The organism is bacterium (assembly GCA_020440705.1).
In the GTDB taxonomy this organism is placed as follows: Bacteria; Krumholzibacteriota; Krumholzibacteriia; order LZORAL124-64-63; family LZORAL124-64-63; genus JAGRNP01.
Map to the genome: position 1 here is coordinate 1 of JAGRNP010000087.1, position 17,980 is coordinate 17,980.

14 protein-coding genes are annotated in these 17,980 nt (G+C 70.0%); all 14 read right to left on the reverse strand.

The genetic code is table 11. From position 1 onward, the window contains the following. Positions 1-21: 21 nt before the first annotated feature. A complete protein-coding gene (locus KDM41_12695) occupies positions 22-2,508 on the reverse strand; it encodes an ATP-dependent Clp protease ATP-binding subunit (protein ID MCB1184286.1) in 2,487 nt (828 codons plus the stop codon). A gap of 226 nt (positions 2,509-2,734) precedes the next feature. Then, positions 2,735-3,808: a hypothetical protein gene (locus KDM41_12700; GenBank protein ID MCB1184287.1), complete on the reverse strand. Its 1,074-nt coding sequence runs from the start codon at positions 3,806-3,808 to the stop codon at positions 2,735-2,737. Continuing rightward, a complete protein-coding gene (locus KDM41_12705) occupies positions 3,805-4,347 on the reverse strand; it encodes a UvrB/UvrC motif-containing protein (GenBank protein MCB1184288.1) in 543 nt (180 codons plus the stop codon). Before KDM41_12705 ends, KDM41_12700 begins: the two co-directional genes overlap by 4 nt. Then, complete coding sequence (locus KDM41_12710) at positions 4,344-5,036, reverse strand: ABC transporter ATP-binding protein (GenBank protein MCB1184289.1); 693 nt, start codon at positions 5,034-5,036, stop codon at positions 4,344-4,346. Before KDM41_12710 ends, KDM41_12705 begins: the two co-directional genes overlap by 4 nt. A gap of 8 nt (positions 5,037-5,044) precedes the next feature. Further along, on the reverse strand, positions 5,045-6,292 hold the full coding sequence (locus tag KDM41_12715) for an ABC transporter permease (GenBank protein MCB1184290.1): 1,248 nt from the start codon (positions 6,290-6,292) through the stop codon (positions 5,045-5,047). 3 nt (positions 6,293-6,295) lie between these two features. Then, on the reverse strand, positions 6,296-7,831 hold the full coding sequence (gene lysS, locus KDM41_12720) for a lysine--tRNA ligase (protein ID MCB1184291.1): 1,536 nt from the start codon (positions 7,829-7,831) through the stop codon (positions 6,296-6,298). A 36-nt stretch (positions 7,832-7,867) separates the two neighbouring features. Continuing rightward, positions 7,868-8,978 (reverse strand): peptide chain release factor 2 gene (prfB, locus tag KDM41_12725; GenBank protein MCB1184292.1). Its coding sequence is split into 2 segments (ribosomal slippage): positions 7,868-8,923 and positions 8,925-8,978, totalling 1,110 coding nucleotides; the frame shifts between segments, so codons are not numbered across the junction. Further along, complete coding sequence (coaE, locus tag KDM41_12730; protein MCB1184293.1) at positions 8,975-9,604, reverse strand: dephospho-CoA kinase; 630 nt, start codon at positions 9,602-9,604, stop codon at positions 8,975-8,977. The genes prfB and coaE overlap by 4 nt, the downstream gene beginning before the upstream one ends. After that, complete coding sequence (gene polA / locus KDM41_12735) at positions 9,601-12,447, reverse strand: DNA polymerase I (GenBank protein MCB1184294.1); 2,847 nt, start codon at positions 12,445-12,447, stop codon at positions 9,601-9,603. The genes coaE and polA overlap by 4 nt, the downstream gene beginning before the upstream one ends. Beyond that, entirely contained in the window at positions 12,428-13,069 is a 642-nt protein-coding gene (nadD, locus tag KDM41_12740; protein MCB1184295.1) for a nicotinate (nicotinamide) nucleotide adenylyltransferase, read from the reverse strand. Before nadD ends, polA begins: the two co-directional genes overlap by 20 nt. Positions 13,070-13,084: 15 nt before the next feature. Next, positions 13,085-13,894, reverse strand: coding sequence for an outer membrane protein assembly factor BamD (gene bamD, locus KDM41_12745; GenBank protein MCB1184296.1), 810 nt, complete (start codon positions 13,892-13,894; stop codon positions 13,085-13,087). Positions 13,895-13,941: 47 nt separating this feature from the next. Further along, positions 13,942-14,667 (reverse strand): hypothetical protein, encoded by a 726-nt coding sequence (locus tag KDM41_12750; protein ID MCB1184297.1) that lies wholly within the window; start codon positions 14,665-14,667, stop codon positions 13,942-13,944. 31 nt (positions 14,668-14,698) lie between these two features. Further along, complete coding sequence (locus KDM41_12755; GenBank protein ID MCB1184298.1) at positions 14,699-16,204, reverse strand: radical SAM protein; 1,506 nt, start codon at positions 16,202-16,204, stop codon at positions 14,699-14,701. Beyond that, a partial coding sequence (locus KDM41_12760; protein ID MCB1184299.1) for a DUF87 domain-containing protein occupies positions 16,204-17,980 on the reverse strand: 1,777 nt, incomplete at its 5' end. The genes KDM41_12760 and KDM41_12755, both read right to left, overlap by 1 nt.

Consider the following 17,980-nt stretch of genomic DNA (forward strand, 5'->3'; position numbering starts at 1 on the left):
TGGTGGTCGCTGTGGTGCGGCCTACTTGAGGCTCTTGACCTCTTCGGTCGGGATGCATTTGAAGCTCAGTTCGGGCCCGTTGGCGTCGATGACCAGCTTGCTCTTGCTGGTCACCTCGCCCCGCAGCAGCTTCTCGCTGAGGGGGTCCTCCACGTGCTTCTGGATCGCCCGGCGCAGGGGCCGCGCACCCATCTTGGGGTCGTACCCCACGTCGCAGAGCAGGTCCTTGCAGGCCCGGGTGAACTCGAACTCGATCTCGAGGTTGCTGAGCCGGTGGCTCACGTCCGCCAGCAGGATCTCCACGATCTGGGTGATGTCCTGCCGACCGAGGCTCTTGAACGTGATGATCTCGTCGATCCGGTTCAGGAACTCGGGGCTGAACGTCTTGCGCAGATCCTGGTCGATGTTCGACTGCACGCGCTGGTCGTTGGCGTCCTGCTCGTCCGAGCCGAAACCGACGCCCCGCACGGTGTGGGTCTTGCGGCTGCCCACGTTGCTGGTCATGATCAGCACCGCGTTGCGGAAGTCGACCGTGCGGCCGAAGCTGTCCGTCAGCTGCCCGTCGTCGAGCACCTGCAGCAGGATGTTGTACACGTCCGGGTGGGCCTTCTCGATCTCGTCGAGCAGGATCACGCTGTAGGGCTTGCGCCGCACCTTCTCGGTGAGCATGCCCCCCTCGTCGTAGCCCACGTAGCCCGGAGGCGCGCCGACCAGGCGGCTGACCGAGTGCTTCTCCATGTACTCGGACATGTCGACGCGGATCAGGGCGCTCTGGTCGCCGAACAGGAACTCGGTCAGGCGCCGCGCGACCTCGGTCTTGCCGACGCCGCTGGGGCCGAGGAAGACGAACGAACCGATGGGCCGCCGCGGATCGCGCAGGCCGGCCCGGTTGCGCCGGATCGACTTCGACACGGCCTCGAGGGCCTCGTCCTGTCCGATGACCCACTTGCCCAGCTCCTCCTCCATGCGGAGCAGCTTGTCGGTCTCCTCCTCCTCCACCTCGGCCACCGGAATGCCCGTGATGTCGGCGATGACCTGGCAGATGAGCTTCTGGTCGACCGCGGCCTGGGGATCGGTCCGGTCCGACGTCCAGTCGTGCTTCATCTCCTGGAGCTTCTTCTTCAGCTCCTTCTCCTTGTCGCGGAACGCGGCGGCCTTCTCGAATTCCTGGGCCTGGATCGCCGATTCCTTCTCGGTGATCACCTGCTCGATCTTCTGCTCGATGTCGCGCAGGTCGGGCGGCACGACGGTCATGCTCAGGCGCGCCCGGCTGCCGGCCTCGTCGATGATGTCGATGGCCTTGTCGGGCAGGGCGCGGCCGCTGATGTAGCGGTTGCTGAGCCAGACGCAGGCCCGGATGGCCTCGTCGTCGAACTTGACCCGATGGTGGGCCTCGTACTTGTCGCGCAGACCGAAGAGGATCTGGACCGTCTCCTCCTCGGAGGGCGGGTTGACCATCACCGGCTGGAAGCGCCGTTCGAGGGCGCCGTCCTTCTCGATGAACTTGCGGTACTCGTCCATGGTGGTGGCGCCCACGCACTGGATCTCGCCGCGGCTGAGGGCGGGCTTGAGCATGTTCGACGCGTCGATGGCGCCCTCGGCCCCGCCGGCGCCCACGATGGTGTGCAGCTCGTCGATGAAGAGGATGACGTCCGGGTTCTCCCGGATCTCGGCCATGATCTGCTTCAGGCGCTCCTCGAACTGGCCGCGGTACTTGGTGCCGGCGACGACACTCGCGAGATCGAGGGTCACGATCTCCTTGTCGCGCAGCAGCGCGGGCACGTTGCCCTCGACGATCTTGGTGGCGAAGCCCTCGACGATGGCGGTCTTGCCCACGCCCGGTTCGCCGATCAGCACGGGATTGTTCTTCTTGCGCCGGCTGAGGATCTGGATGCAGCGGTCGATCTCCTTGGACCGGCCGATGGTCGGGTCGAGCTTGCCCTCGCGGGCCATGTCGGTCATGTTGCGGCCGAACTGCTCGAGGACCGAGTTCTCCTTCTTCTTCGCCGCAGCCGTCTGGCGCTTGCCGCGCGGACCTTCGACGCGGCCCTTCGGCGCGCCGCCGCCCTCGCCGCCGCCCAGGGCCTTCATGACCTCGCGCTTGACCGCCTCGTGGTCGGCGCCGAGCTCGTTCAGCACGCGCGCCGCGACCCCTTCACCCTCGCGGATCAGGGCCAGCAGCAGGTGCTCGGTGCCCACGTAGTTGTGGTTGTGGAGACGGGCCTCGTCGATGGAGAGCTCGAGGACCTTCTTGGCGCGCGGCGTGAACGGGATCTCGCCGATGGAGACCGGCCCCATGGGCGCGGTGACGGCGTCCTCGACGGCCTTCTGGATCCGGTCGAAGTCGAGGTTCATGCGCCGCAACACGTTGGCCGCAACGCCCTCCCCCTCGCGGATCACGCCGAGCAGCAGGTGTTCGGTGCCGATGTAGTCGTGCTGCAGCCGTCCGGCCTCGTCGCGGGCCAGGAAAAGAACCTTGCGGACTCTCTGGGTAAAACGGTCGTTCATGCCGACGCGCCTCCATTCGCGGTGTTCGCAGTCGCGGTGTCGGGTCGGTGCCCCGCGCGGTATCCCGGGCCGGAAAGTCCGTTTCCGGGGGGATCTGGGCCAAAATATACTGGAGCCAGAGCGTTGACGCTACACATGCCTGCGCGGACCCGGGAGGGTTCAGGCAAGGATCGGGCCTGGTCCCGCTGCGTCTCCATCCCCAAGGATCGGCCGGCGGGCCCGGATATTAACCGGCAATCCCGTCCGGAGCGGCAAAAACAGCCCGCAGCAGGGCGCCCCGGGCGGCGGCCCGGTCCCGGCCCGCGAGGGTCCGGCCCGCGTGGGCCTCGAGGTGGGCGGCCTGGTGCTCGACCGTCAGGCGGTTGAGCAGGCCGGTCGGCGAAGGCGGCAACAAGCCCAGGTTCTCGCCCAGCCGCACGTTGGAGAGGCAGTCGAAGGCCTCCTGGGCGGTGATGATGCGGGCCGAGGCCGCCACGGCCCGGCTGCGGTGGACCATGTCCTCGAGCCCGAGGGGATCGCGGCCGTGGAGCTGGTCGCGGGCGGCCCGCTCGTAGGTGATGATCTTGCCCACGTGGACGGCGAAGTCGGCGGCGATCTCGTCCTCGTCGCGGCCGAGGGTCACCAGGCTCGACACCTGGAACACCGAGCCGCGCACCGAACCCCCGTCGCCGTACTGTCCCCGCACCCCGAACTGCAGTTGCCGCAGGGCGTTCAGCACCTTGTCGATCTCGCCCACCAGCACCAGGCCCGGCAGGTGCAGCAGGGCGCTCAGACGCAGGCCCGTGCCCAGATCGGTGGGGCTGGCGGTCAGATAGCCCCATTCGGGGCTGAAGGCCGGCTCGACCTCGTTCTCCACCTCGGCGTCCAGGGCGAGCACCTCGGCCAGGGCCTCACGCGGGGCGAAGCCGGGGCGGAAGGCGTGCAGGCGCAGATGGTCGTCGGCGTTGACGACGGCCGTCCGGCCGAGGTCGGGCGCCACCACCACGCCGCGGCCCGCCGGCTCCTCGACCAGCCGGGCCGGCATGAGCATCTTCTCGGCCAGCACCCGCCGCTCGATCGCCGTCAGGCCCGCGCAGGCCAGCCCCCAGCCCTCGGCGAACGACGGCACCCGCGCCAGGCGCCGCAGGAGGTCGTCCAGGACCGTGGCCCTCTCGGCGTCGCTCGCCCGGTGGGGAAAGGCCACGTCGGCCAGGTTGCGCACCAGCCGGGCCCGGGTGGCCACGGCCACGTCCGCCGACGGCCCCGCCTGCTCGAGCCAGACCGGGCGCCGGGGGGTGCCGGGCACGAAGAACCCGCTCACGGCGCCTCCTCCGGCAAGTCGGCGGGCGCCTGCTCCAGCCCGCGCATCAGGTCGCGCAGGCGGGCGGCCTCCTCGTAGTCCTCGGCCCGGATCGCCTTCTCCAGGGCCACCCGCACGCGGGTCAGTTCGCCCTGCCGGCTGGCGCGCCCGTCGGCGCGGCTCGGCACCTTGCCCAGGTGCGAGGCGTGGCGGTGGTAGCGCGAGAGGATGGGCAGGATCTGGCGGCGGAAATGGGGATAGCAGGCCGGGCAACCGAGGCGGTTGTTGTCCTGGAAGGTGGCGATCTCGTAGCCGCAGACCGGACACGGCGGCACGGCCACGGCCTTGTTGCCGCCGTCGCGCACCTGGCCGAGGAACGAGGCCAGGGTGGGCGAACCGCCGTCGTCCCCGGCCGCCCAGGTGTCCGCCGGATCGACCCGCGGAATGTCCGGCCGCCCGGAGGCGCAGATGCTGCACAGCCAGACGCTCTTCTGCTGGCCGTTGATCAGTTCGAGCAGGTGGATGGTCGCCTGCCGTTCGCCGCACATGTGGCAATTCATGCGGAACCTCCCTCCCACGGGGCGAGATGCCCCGCCCGCAGCTCCAGGGTGCGATCGGCCCGCCCGGCGAGGCCGTGGTCGTGGGTGACGATCACAAGGCTGGTGCCCTCGGTGGCGCGCAGGTCGAAGAGCATGTCACCCAGCCGGCCCCCGATCTCCGGATCGAGGTTGCCGAAGGGCTCGTCGGCCAGGACGATGCCCGGCCGGTTCATGAAGGCCCGCGCCACGGCCACGCGCTGCTGCTCGCCGCCGCTCAGCTCGCCCGGCAGGTGGCTGGCCCGATCGGCCAGGCCCATGCGTTCGAGGAAGGCGTCGGCCCGCGCCTCGTCCGCGGCCGCGACCCGGCCCCGGCTGCGCACGGGGATCAGCAGGTTCTCCCGGGCCGTGAAGTCGGGCAGCAGGAAGTGGAACTGGAACACGAAGCCCACCCCGGCCGATCGCCACCGGGTCAGCACCCCGTGGTCGCCGAAGTCGAGGGGCGCGCCCCCGGCCAGGACCTCGCCGGACGTGGGGCTGTCCAGCCCGCCGAGGATGTTCAGGAAGGTGCTCTTGCCCGAGCCGCTGGCGCCGATGACGGCCACCGCCTCGCCCGCCGCGAGACGGAAGTCGCAGGTCCGCAGCACCTCGAGCGTCCCCTCGCCGCGGGGAAAGCTCTTGGTGATCTGGCGGGCTTCCAGCACGGCGGCCATGGCGACTCCTAGGTGTAGCGGATGATGTCCATCGGCTTGAGGTTCGAGGCTTCCCAGCTCGGCCACAGGCCCGCGGCCAGGGCCATCAGCAGGGTCACGCCGGCGATGAGCCCGAAATCGGACCACTGCAGCAGCACGGGCACCGTCTCGACGAAGTAGACGTCGCCCGGCAGGGCCACGCCCTTCTTGTCGAGGTAGAGGATCCCGGCCAGGCCCAGGGCGCTGCCGCAGGCCACCCCCACCAGCCCGAGCCACACCCCGTTGATCAGGAAGATGCCCATGACCTGCGCCCGGCGCGCCCCCATTGCCAGCAGGATGCCGATCTCGCGGCGGCGTTCGCCGACCATCATGGTCAGGATGCCGACGATGTTGAAGCCCGCGATGAGGATGATCATGCCGAGCAGCAGCACCATGATGACCTTCTCCAGCTTGATCCACTGGAAGAGGTTCGCGTTGAGCGCCATCCAGTCGGTCGCGTAGAAGTCGCGGCCGAGCTTGTCCTCGATGGCGTCGGCGGTGCGGTCGGCCCGCATGAGGTCGGCTACCTTGACGCCGAGCAGGGTCGCGCCCCCGGGCAGGTAGCCCAGGAAGTCGCCCGCCGCCTCGAGGCCGGTGTAGACGAAGCGGCTGTCGAATTCGTACATGCCGGTGTCGAAGAACCCGCCCACCACGAAGCGCCGGCTGACGGCCTGGATGTCGTCGAGGTCGAGTTCGCCGTTGACCGAGGTGAGGATCACCGTGTCGCCCACCGCGGCGTAGACCGAGTTGGCGAGTTCCGCGCCCAGGATCACGTGGGGCGTGCCGCCGCGCAGCTTCAGCGTGGCCAGCACCCCGGCTTCGGGCCGCAGGTAGGTGCTGATGGGGATGACGGAGTCGACCAGGTCGGGCTCGACGCCCCAGACGACCCCGGCCTGCGGCCGCGGCGGCCCGTAGGTGCGGGTCGACGAGACCAGCACCTCCTGCCGGATGAAGGGCGCCACGCCCGTCACCGCCGGCAGCGTCCCGATGGAGTCCATGACGGCGCCGACCCCCTGGAAGCCCTCCGGCGCGCTGGTGATGACCGACACCATGGGCATGTTCTCGACGAAGGTCCGGCGCATCTCGGCGTGGAAGCCGTTCATCACCGCGAGGGTGACGTTCAGCACCATCACCCCGATGGCGATGCCGACGATGGCCGTCACGCTGCCCCGGCTGAGGAAGCGGCTGTGGCGACGGCTGCGCAGGTAGCGCCCCGCGATGTGTCCGGCGAAATCCATCGTCTACTGCTCGGGCCGCATGTGCGGGAAGAGCAGCACGTCGCGGATGTTGTTGGTGTCCACCAGGAGCATCACCAGGCGGTCGATGCCCATGCCCATGCCGCCGGTGGGCGGCATGCCCGCCTCCATGGCCTCGAGGAAGTCCTCGTCGACGGGCTGGGCCTCGTCGTCGCCGGCCTCCATGAGGGCCTTCTGGGCCTCGAAGCGCCGGCGCTGCTCGCGGGGATCATTCAACTCGCTGAAGCTGTTGGCCACCTCGAAGCCGGCCACGAAGAGCTCGAAGCGCTCCACCAGCCCGGCGGTTTCCCGGTGGTCCTTGGCCAGGGGAGAGAGCTCCTTGGGGTGGTCCATGACGAAGGTGGGCTGGATCAGTTCCGGCTCCACCAGCACGCTGAACATCTCGTCGAGGATCTTGTCGCGTCCCATGCCCTTCTTCACCTCGGCGCCGTGACGCTTCGCCAGGGCCTTGAGGTCGTCGTCGCCGACCTGCATGAGATCCTGGCCGGTCTTCTCGGCCAGGGCGTCCATGAAGCGCAGGCGGCGGAAGGGCTGGTTGAAGTCCATCTCGTGCTCGCCGTAGGTGAGCCTGCCGCCGTTGCCGAAGCGCTGGGCCAGCCGACGCAGCATGCGTTCGGTCAGGTCCATCATGTCGTGGTAGTCCCAGTACGCCGCGTAGCACTCGAGCATGGTGAACTCGGGATTGTGCGTGCGGTCCATGCCCTCGTTGCGGAAGTCCTTCGCGATCTCGTACACCCGCTCGAGACCGCCCACGATGAGCCGCTTGAGATAGAGCTCGTCGGCGATCCGCATGTACAGCGTCATGTCCAGGGCGTTGTGGTGCGTCATGAACGGGCGGGCCGTGGCGCCGCCGTAGAGCGGCTGCAGCACCGGCGTCTCGACCTCGAGGAACTCCTCTTCGGCGAAGAAGGCCCGGATGTCGCCGATGATCGCGCTGCGCTTCTTGAAGCGCTCGCGGCTCTCGAGGTTCATGGCCAGGTCGAGGTGCCGGCGGCGGCTCTTGTTCTCCACGCTCATGTCGTGGTACTTCTCCGGCAGCGGCCGGATCGCCTTGGCCAGGAACTCGAACTCCTCCACGTGGATGCTCAGCTCGTCGGTGCGCGTGCGGAAGAGCTTGCCCGACACGCCCACCCAGTCGCCGATGTCGATCAACTTCTGGATGCGGTGGAAGGCCTCCTCGCCCAGGTCGTCCTTCTTGAAGTAGGCCTGCAGGGTGCCCCACTCGTCCTGGATGGGCACGAAGAGGGTCTTGCCGGTGCCGCGCTTGGCCATGATGCGGCCGGGGAAGCGGACGACGCCCGCCGCCGCCGTGAGCTCGGCCTCGGCGGCGCGCACCTGTTCGCTGGTGTGGGTGCGGTCGTAGCTGAAGGGATAGAGCGGGACCTCGCGGCCGAGCTCCTCCATCTTCTCGAGCCGCATCTCGATCAGGCGGTGCGGGCTCTCGCTCTCGGCCGCATCGGCGCCGGCGGCGGGGCTGGCGTTGGGATCCTGGTTGGCCACGGTCTTTTCCTCTTCCGACATGGGTTGCGAACGACGTTGCGGTCCGGCCGGACCGGCTCAGGTGCCCTTCTTGCGGGCGCCCATCCAGCGCAGATAGGCCTCGACGAACTCGTCCAGGTCGCCGTCCAGCACGGCGACGGCGTTGCCCGTCTCGTGTTCGGTGCGGTGGTCCTTCACCTTCGTGTACGGCTGCAGCACGTAGCTGCGGATCTGCGAGCCCCAGGCGATCTCCATCTTCTCGGCCTCGATGGCGTCGCGTTCCTTCTGCCGCTCGAGCATGATCTTCTGGTACAGCTTGGCCCGCAACATCGTCATGGCGCTTTCCCGGTTGCGGTGCTGGCTGCGCTCGCTCTGGCACTGCACAACGATGCCCGTGGGCTCGTGGGTGATGCGGATGGCGCTGTCGGTCTTGTTGACGTGCTGGCCGCCGGCGCCCTGCGCCCGGTAGGTGTCGATGCGCAGGTCGTTCGGGTCGATCTCGACCTCGACGTCGTCGCTCACCAGCGGGTAGACGAACACCGACGCGAACGAGGTGTGCCGCCGGGCCTGGGAGTCGAACGGCGAGATGCGCACCAGCCGGTGCACGCCCGACTCGCTCTTCAGGTAGCCGTAGGCGAACGGCTCGTCCACCTCGAGCACCGCGCTCTTGATGCCGGCCTCCTCGCCCGCCTGCAGGTCGAGGGTCTCGACCTTCCAGTCGCTCCGCTCGAGGTAGCGGTTGTACATGCGCAGGAGCATCTGGGCCCAGTCCTGGCTCTCGGTGCCGCCGGCGCCCGGATGGATCTCGATCACGGCCCCGCGCTCGTCGTCGTCCCCGCTGAGCAGGAACTGGTCGTCGATGCGGGAAATGGCCTTCTCGAGTTCGTCGACGCCGCCGGCGATCTCGCCCCCGGCGTCTTCCTCGCCCTCTTCCCGCATCATCTCGGCCAGCAGCTGCAGCTCCTCCGCCTTCACCGTCGCCGCGGACAGGGGACCCGTCCACTGCCGGATCGACTTCACCCGCCGCAGCACCTGCTTGGCCTCGTCCTGATCGTTCCAGAACTCGGGTTCGGCCTGGCGCGCGGTCAGCTCGGCCAGCTCCTTCTCGAGCGAGGCCGAGTCAAAGACCCTCCTTGAGGGTTTCGAGGCGGGACAGGCATTCGTCGATGCGTTCGAGGTATTCCTTCACGGGAGTTTCTCGCTTCCGGGAAAATGGCGTTCGTGGAGCGCACGCACGGCGGCGGCGAGTTCCATCTCGGTGCCGTCGTTGCTGATCACATGGTCGGCCCGCCGCTCCCAGTCGGCGGCCATGGGCGCCTGGGCGGCGACCCGGGCCCGGGCCTCCGCCTCGGGCAACCGCCCGCCGCTGCGGGCCACCAGGCGGGCGATGCGCAGCTCCGGCGGGGCCGTGACGACGATCACCATGTCGGCTGCGGGCGGCGACGGCAACAAAAAGTACACGGCGGCCTCGAACACGGCAAGAACGTGACGCCCCGTGTCGCGCAGGGCGGCCAGCCGCTCGCCGGCCAGATCCGCGAGCGGACCGTGGGTGATCCCGTTCAGGACGGCCAGCGCCGCCGGGTCGCCGAAGACGCGCCGCCCGAGGGCCGCCCGATCGACGCCGTCCGGACCCACGAAGGCCTCCCCCAGCCGGGCCGCGATGGCCGCGCGGATCTCCGGCCGCTCCAGGAGCTCGTGGCCCAGGGCGTCGCCGTCGACCACCGGCACCCCCCGCTCCGCCAACGTGGCCGCCGCGAGCGATTTCCCCGCCCCGGCCGCGCCGGTGACCACCCAGGTGAGCATGGGCGCGGTCATCCGTGGGCCTCGGCCCAATTCGCGCCGGCGTGGACGTCCACCACCAGGGGCACCTTCAGGCTCATGGCTCCCTGCATGCCCGCGACGACCAGTTCCCGCGTGGCTTCGAGCTCGCCGCGCGGCACCTCGAGCACGAGCTCGTCGTGCACCTGCAGCAGGAGCAGGGCGCCGGACCCCTCCTCGCGCAGACGCCCGCTGATGCGGATCATGGCCAGCTTGATCAGGTCGGCCGCCGTGCCCTGGATCGGCGTGTTCACGGCCACCCGCTCCTGGAAGCTGCGGATGCGGTTGTTGGACGAGTCGATGTCGGGCAACAGGCGGCGCCGTCCGAGCAGGGTCGTGACGACCTTGTCGGCGTGGGCGCGGGCCTTCGTCTCCTCGATGAAGGACTTCACGCCCGGATAGGTGCGGAAGTAACTCTCGATGAATTCGCCGGCCTCGGCCACCTTCACGCCCGTCTGCCGCGCGAGGGCCCGCGCGCCCATGCCGTAGATGACGCCGAAGTTGATCGCCTTGGCCCGCGACCGCATGTCCGCATCGACCGCGCCCTCGGCGACGCCGGCGATCAGGGCCGCCGTGCGCCGGTGCACGTCGGCGCCCTCGCGGAAGGCCGCCAGCAGGCCGGGGTCATCGGCCAGGTGGGCCAGCAGGCGCAGCTCCACCTGGGAATAGTCGGCCGAGAGGAACACGTTGCCGGGGTCGCGGGGCACGAAGGCCCGCCGGATCTGCCGCCCCAGTTCGGTGCGGATGGGGATGTTCTGCAGGTTGGGATCCGAACTGGAAAGCCGCCCCGTGGCCGCCACCGCCTGGTTGTAGGAGGTGTGGATCAGGCCGGTCTCCGGGTGCACGAGTTGCGGCAGCGTCTCCACGTAGGTGCTCTGCAGCTTGGCGACCTCGCGGTAGTCGAGGATCAGCTGCGGCAGCTCGTGCTCCTCGGCCAGGATGCTCAGCACCGAGGCATCGGTGCTCCAGCCCGTGCTCGTCTTCTTGGTCGGCTTGAGGCCGAGCTTGTCGAACAGGATCACCTGCAGCTGCTTCGGGCTGTTGAGGTTGAAGTCCTCGCCCGCCACCGCGACGATGCGCTCGCGCAGCCCCTTCAGTTCGGCGTCGAAGCGCTCGCGCAGCTCGCCGAGGAAGCCCCGGTCCAGCCGGATGCCGTTGCGCTCCATTTCCAGCAGCACCGCCGCCACGGGCATCTCCACGTCGCGGAACAGCCCGGTCAGGCCCGCCTCGGCCAGACGCGGCGCCAGGGCGTCGTGCAGCCGCAGGGTGTAGTCGGCGTCCTCGGCGGCATACAGGGCGAGCCGGTCGGGATCGACGCCCAGGATGTCCTGGCTCCGGTCCCCCTTGGCGAAGAGGCCGCTGAAAGGCATCATCGCGTGCCCGAGGAACTCGGCCACCAGGTCGTCGAGCCCGTGACTCGGGCGCCCCGGATCCAGCACGTACGACGCGAGCATCGTGTCGAAACGCGGTCCGCCCAGGGGCAGGTCGTGGCGCCCCAGCACCCACTCGTCGAACTTCAGGTTCTGGCCGATCTTCGGCGCGTCGCCCGCGAGGACCGGCGCCAGCAGACTCCGCACCTCCGCGAGACGGCTGTGCTCGGCGCCGGTCGGGAATAGGGTCCCCCCCGCCGCGCCTTCCGGGTCGGGGTCGCGCCACAGCACCGGAATGTAGGCCGGCGGCAGCGCCGCGCCGGCCGCGTCGCGGCCGGCCAGGCACACGCCCACGAGCCGACAGCGATCCTGCTGCAGGCCGTCGGTCTCCGTGTCCACCGCGAGGGGAGCCGCCGGATCGAGGCGGGACAGCCACGCGGCGAGCGAATCGTCGTCGGCCAGGCGCACGTAGCCGCGCGCCTCCCGGCGGGCGGCCCAGGAATCCGCATCGGCGGCCGCCGGTGGCGATGACGCCGCCGGGTCGGCCGGCCCTTCCGGCGCGGCGGCCCCGGCGGGGACCGGGGCCCCGCTTCCGTCACCCGCCAGCTTGTCCACGTGGGCCAGCACCCGCCGCAGGCCCAGGTCGCGCAGCAGGCCGCGCGCCTCGTCGCCGGTGGGCAGCACCGTGTCCAGGGCGTCCCAGTCGATGTCCAGCTCGACATCGTCCTTGATCACGAAGAGGTCCCGCGAAAGAAAGACCTGGTCGCGGTTCTCGCCCAGCACCCGCTTCAGGCGCGGCGTCAGCTTGCTCTTCTCGAGGCCCGCATAGAGGTCCTCGAGGCTGCCGAACTCGCGGATCAGTTTCTGGGCCGTCTTGTCCCCCACGCCCGGCGCCCCGGGGATGTTGTCGGCCTTGTCGCCGGCGAGGGCGAAGGCGTCGATGAGCTCGCGCGGGGTCAGCGCGAACTCCTTCTTCACGTCGGCCACGGTCATGGGCGTGATCTCGTCGCCGCGACGACCCGGCTTCAGCATGCCGATGCGGTCGTCGAGCAGCTGCATGAAGTCCTTGTCCCCGGTGTAGAACCACACCTTGTCGACGACGCCCTCGGAGCGCCGGGCCAGGGTGGCCATGAGGTCGTCGGCCTCGTAGTAGTCCTTCTCGACCACGGCGATGCCCCACGCCGCGAGCAGTTCGTGCAGGCGCGGCAACTGCTCGGCCAGCTCTTCGGGCATGGGCTTGCGATTGGCCTTGTACGCCGGGTACATGTCGTGCCGGAACACCTTGCCCTTGCGGTCGAAGACGACGGCCATCTTCTCCGGCCCGTAGACCTCGATGAGCCGCAGGATGGCGTTGCAGAAGCCGAAGACGACGCTGGTGACCTCGCCGTTGGGCGCGGTCAGCGGGCGGTTGGCGAAGGCGTAGTGGGCGCGATAGAAGAGGGCGGCGCCGTCAATCAGGATCAGGGACACGGTGTTCACCATTCGGGTCGGGACGATAGAGGCCGTGGTCGATGATGTGTCGCGCCACCGGGGCGGGCAGGCCGCCGGCCACCAGATCGGCGAGGGAACGCGACTCCGCGGCCAACATAGCACGGACCGCCGTCGATGACACGGGCCGCACGAATTCGGGCGCCAGCAGCACCCGCCGGCGCGGCAGGCCCGACGCCGCGACCGCCGCATCGTCCAGGGGCCACCCCTCGCGCCCCAGCACCACGAGCTGCGCCAGTTCGAGCAGGCGATCGGGACGGGACCAGCGGTGGAAGTCGGCCAGGTTGTCGGCCCCGATCACCAGCCGGAAGGGATCGCCGGGATGGTCGGCCACCAGGGACTCGAGGGTCTCGACGGTGCGGCAGGGGCGCCCGGCCGCGATCTCCCGCGGGTCGACGACGATGCGCGGCAACCCGGCGAAGGCCAGGCGCACCATGTCCAGGCGGGCCGCCGCGGGCGCCGCCGCCAGATCCTTGTGGGGAGATAGCCACGCGGGCACCACGTGGACCACGTCGGCCCAGCCGCGCTCCAGGACATGCGCCGCCATGGCCACGTGCCCGGCGTGGACCGGGTCGAACGAGCCGCCGAGCAGGGCGCGGGTCATGGGTCCTCCGGGGAATCAGCCGTCTTCGGGACTGTCTGCCGCGTCGTCCTCGCCGTCGAGGCGGCGCAGGGCCTTCTGGGCCCGCGGGCCGTAGTCGGTGTCGCGGTACTGGTCGATGAGGCGCTGGTACATGGCGGCGGCCTTGTCCGGATCGCCGAGACGCTCGGCCACGCGGCCGCGCTTCCACACGACCTCGGGGATCAGGCTGCTGGCGGCCTCGGCCTCCATGACGTCGTCCAGGACCACGGCGATGGCCTCGTAGCGTTTGAGCTGTTCGTACACCCGCACCTGCTCGAGACGCTTGCGCACCATCAGGTCGCTGATCTCCTGCATGTAGCCCACCACCTCGGGCATGTGGCGGCTGCCCGGGTACTTCTGGCTGAAGTCCAGGAAGTGCAGCCGCGCCTCGTAGGCGCCCGTGATGTCCCGCTCGACCCGGCCGACCTGGAAGAGGTACGCCTTGCCTTCCTCGAAGAGCGCGTCCTCGACCAGGGCGCTGGTCGGGTAGTCCTTGCGCAGGATCTGGAACTCCACCGCCGCCAGCGGATACTCCTCCATGGACATGTAGGTCAGGCCCTTGCGGTACTGCGCCTCGTCCGCGAGGCTGTCGGTGGGGTTGTGGCGGACGAAGGTCTCGAAGGCCGACACCGCCTGCAGGTCCTTGCCGCGGTCGGCGTAGTACACGGCGCGCTCGTAGCTGCCCGCGGGGTACGGGTTCTTGCCGGCGCAGCCCGCCAGCAGCAGGGCCGCGGCCGCGGCGGCGAGGATGATCGACCGCCCCGCCGTCCGGTCGGAGACGGGGTCGGTTGCGCGCTTCGGTTCCACGGATTCCTCCCGGTCGCGGGCGGCCCCCAGGCCGCCGCCGCGACGCGTCAGTCGCCGGTGTTGGCGAAGTAGATGGCGACCAGACCGGCCAGGGTGCCCAGCACCACCAGCTCCTCGGCCCGTCGCTGCCAGCCGGATTCGTTCACTTCGGCATTCGTGAAGTCGTAGGCGTCGGACTCGACGCCGGCGAGATCGTCGTCGTCGATGCGGTCGCCGAAACGCCGCTCGAGGCGCTGGCTCAACAGCAGGCGCCCCGTCTCCTCCGCCGTGATCTCGGCCATGACCGCCACCCGGAGATCGCGATCGACCCAGCGGCGCCAGATGCCGAGGGTCCGCCCGACGTCGGGATAGTCGAGACGGATGTTCTGGATGCTGAAGGCGAAGACGTAGTCGACGTCGGCCTGCTTGGCGGGCTCGTCCTGCGCCATGTAGAGCTCGTAGCCCATTTCCGCGAGCACGTCCGTGACGACGGGCAGGAAGATGTCGGTGCGCGGATCGTTGGACAGGGGAACCAGCCGCACCCGCGCAGGCGGCGGACCGAGATGTCCGGCGGCCTCCGCGGCGATCTCCCCCATGAGGGCCTGCACCAGCCACAGGTTGGTGCGGATGGTGTCGGCTCCGGCGGCCACGGGCAGCGACGTCGTGGCGGCCACGGCCGGGCTCCCCGCGAGATCGGGATCGACCTGCCCCACCCCCGGCGCGCCCTGGGACCATGCCGTGCCGGCGACCAGCCCGAGCAGCAGACCGACCAGCAGAATGTTGCGTACCGCCAACACCATCATCGCCCTTTCCGTCGCCTCGCGACTAGCGTCCGGGATCGGCCACGGGCCGTGCCCATACGTCGTAGGCCGTCACGCCGCCGAATTCGGCCCGCACCGTCTCCCCCGGACGCAGGCGGCTGCCCACCCCGGCCTCGCCGAGCGGCAGGACGACCACCCCGTCCAGATCGTAGCCGAAATGATAGCTCCGGCCCACGGCAAACGAAACCGCGGACTGGGCAACACCATCGAACCGTTCGCGTTCCCGATCGTCGCGCCAGGTGCCCTCGGCCAGGGACCCGAGCACCTCCGCCAGCCCGTGCGGATCGTCCGGCCCCGGGCGCACCACCGCGTCGATCACCACCTCGTGCACCTGGCCCAGGCGCTCCTCCTGCCGGGCGAGACTGATGTCCTCCTGCAGGTCGGTGATGAGGGCCTCGCGGTCGAGAATGACCTCGGCCGGGACCCGGTCGGGCAGACCCGCCGAGGGCGTGCCCGACTCCGCCGAATAGTGGTGGGTGCCCAGGTGGTCGAAACGCACCTCGGCCAGGAAGTCGGCCAGCTCCGCGACGTCCTCGTCCTCTTCGCCGGGAAAACCGAGCAGCGCCGTCGAGCGGAGCACCAGGTCGGGGCGTCCGTCCCGCAGCGCCCGGAAGAACCGGGCCGACGACTTCTCGCCGCCCGGGCGTTTCATGGCCTTCAGGATGCGGGGCGAGGCGTGCTGGATCGGCAGGTCGAGGTAGGGCGCCACCGCGGGCAGGTCGAGCAGCCGCCGCAGGTCGTCGACCGAAACCATGCCCGAGTAGAGGTAGAGCAGCCGGATCGTCCGCAGGCCGTCGACGCCGTCGAGATCGCGGACCAGGTCGTACAGCTTCTCGCCGGTGTCCCGGCCGTAGTCGCTCGTGTTCTGGGACACGAGCTGGATCTCGCTCACGCCCCGTTCGACCAGGCCCCGCACCTCGGCCAGGAGCTCGGCCCGGGAGCGGCTGCGCTGCTTGCCCCGGATCAGGGGAATGCGGCAGAACGTGCAGGCGCAGTTGCACCCCTCGCCGATCTTGACGAAGGCCACGTGGGGCGGCGTCAGGAGCGGCCGGTCGACGAGCCCCTGGTAGGGCGCCACCATCGGGTCGACCACCAGGGCGTCGGGCGCGACCGCCGGTCCGGCCAGGGCGAACGGGCTGGCGGCCGGGGCGGCCGCCGCCGGGGCCGGCGCGCTGCCGAGGCAGGCGGCCACGACCTGGTCGAACTGGCCCACGCCCGCCACCACGTCGACCGCGGGGAAGTCGGCGCGGATGCGGGCCGAGTGTTCCTGGGACCAGCAGCCGCACACCACGAGGGTGCGCCCCTCCTTGGCCTCGCACAGCTCGCGCAGGGTCGTCTCCGAGTCGCTCCGGGCCGCGTCGATGAAGCCGCAGCTGTTCAGCACCCAGATGTCGGCCGCATCCGGATCGTCCACGGGCTGCACCCCGCGGATGGCGAAGCGCCCGAGCAGCGCCTCGGAGTCGACGAGGTTCTTGTCGCAGCCGAGGGTGGCGCAGAAGACCTTGCGCATCAGCCCCGGCCCTCCTGCATGCGCTGCAGTTCCTCGGGCTTGATCAGCACGTCGCGGGCCTTCGAACCGGTGAACGGCCCGACCACGCCGGCCTCCTCGAGCATGTCCATCAGGCGGCCGGCCCTGGTGTAGCCGATGCGCAGGCGACGCTGCAGCAGGCTGGTCGAGCCGCTCTGGTGCTGCACCACCACCTCGCGCGCGGCTTCGAACATGTCGTCCTCGCCGGTGACCATGCCGCCGCCCGCCGGATTCTCGTTGAGGCTGATCTCCTCGGTGTGGTCCTTGTACTGCTGCCAGTGGGCCGCCACGGCCTCGCACTCGTCCACGTCGATGAACGAGCCGTGCACGCGCACGGGCAGCGCGCGCCCGGGCTGCAGGTACAGCATGTCGCCGTGGCCGAGCAGCTGCTCGGCGCCGTTCATGTCCAGGATGGTGCGCGAGTCGTTGCGCTGGATGACGCGGAAGGCGATCCGGCAGGGGATGTTCGCCTTGATCACGCCCGTGAGCACGTCGACGCTCGGGCGCTGGGTGGCCAGGATGAGGTGGATGCCCACGGCGCGGGCCTTCTGGGCGATGCGCGCGATGGGCCCCTCGAAGTCGTTGCCGAGCTGCAGCATGAGGTCCGCCAGCTCGTCGACGATGCACAGGAAGTAGGGCATGGGCTCGGTGACGGTCTCGCCCTCGCTGTCCTGCACCTCGCCGGCGGCGATCTTGTCGTTGTACTGCTTGATGTTCCGGACCGAGAACTTGCTCAGCTCGCGGTAGCGGAACTCCATCTGGGCCACCAGCCACTGCATGGCCTTGAGGGCCTCGCGCGGGTCGGTCACCACCGGCAGCAGCAGGTGCGGGATCCCGTTGTAGACGTTCATCTCGAGCATCTTCGGATCGATGAGCACCATGCGCAGGGTCGACGGGTCGTTGCGCATGATCAGGTTGCTGATCAGGGCGTTCAGACAGACCGACTTGCCGCTGCCCGTCGAGCCGGCCACGAGCAGGTGCGGCAGGGTCGCGAGGTCGACGCTCACCGGTCGGCCGACGACGTCCTTGCCCAGCACCACCTCGAGGGGCTCGCGCTTCTTGGTGCCGGTCAGCTCCAGGACTTCCCGCAGGCGCACCATGCGGGCCGTCGCGTTGGGGATCTCGATGCCGACGGCGGCCTTGCCCGGGATGGGCGCCTCCATGCGGATCGAGCGGGCGCGCATGGCCAGGGCCAGGTCGTCCGAGCGCTGGACGATCTGGTTGACCCGGATGCCGGGGCCGGGCTGGTACTCGAAGGTCGTGACCACCGGCCCGGGGCGCACGTCCTTCACCTCGCCCTCGACGCCGAAGCTGCGCAGGGTGTCCTCGAGCAGGTCGGCCAGGGCGTCGAGTTCGACGGTGGTGATCTGCTGGGTCTCCGGCCCGGCGGGAGTGAGCAGTTCGACCGGCGGCAACTGCATGGGGCCGCGCTTGCGCCGGGGCTTGCGCCGTGCCGGCCGGGGAGCCGCCTCGCCCGGTTCGTCGTCGCCCACGAAATCACCCGCCGCCCCGGGCAGAACCAGTTCCTCCGGGGCGTCGAACTCGTCATCCTCTTCGGCGAGGACCGGTTCGGGATCGGGCATCGTATGGATCGAACGTTCCCGCGGGGCCGGTGCGTCTTCCCCGTCCTCGTCTTCCCAGGCGGCCTCCCCCTCGAGATCCGAATCGGGATCCGAATCGGGGTCGGCTGCGAATTCTGCGTCGTCCTCCCCGCGGCCGGCTGCGGCCGCGAGTTCCGCCGCGGCCCGCCGCTCGTCG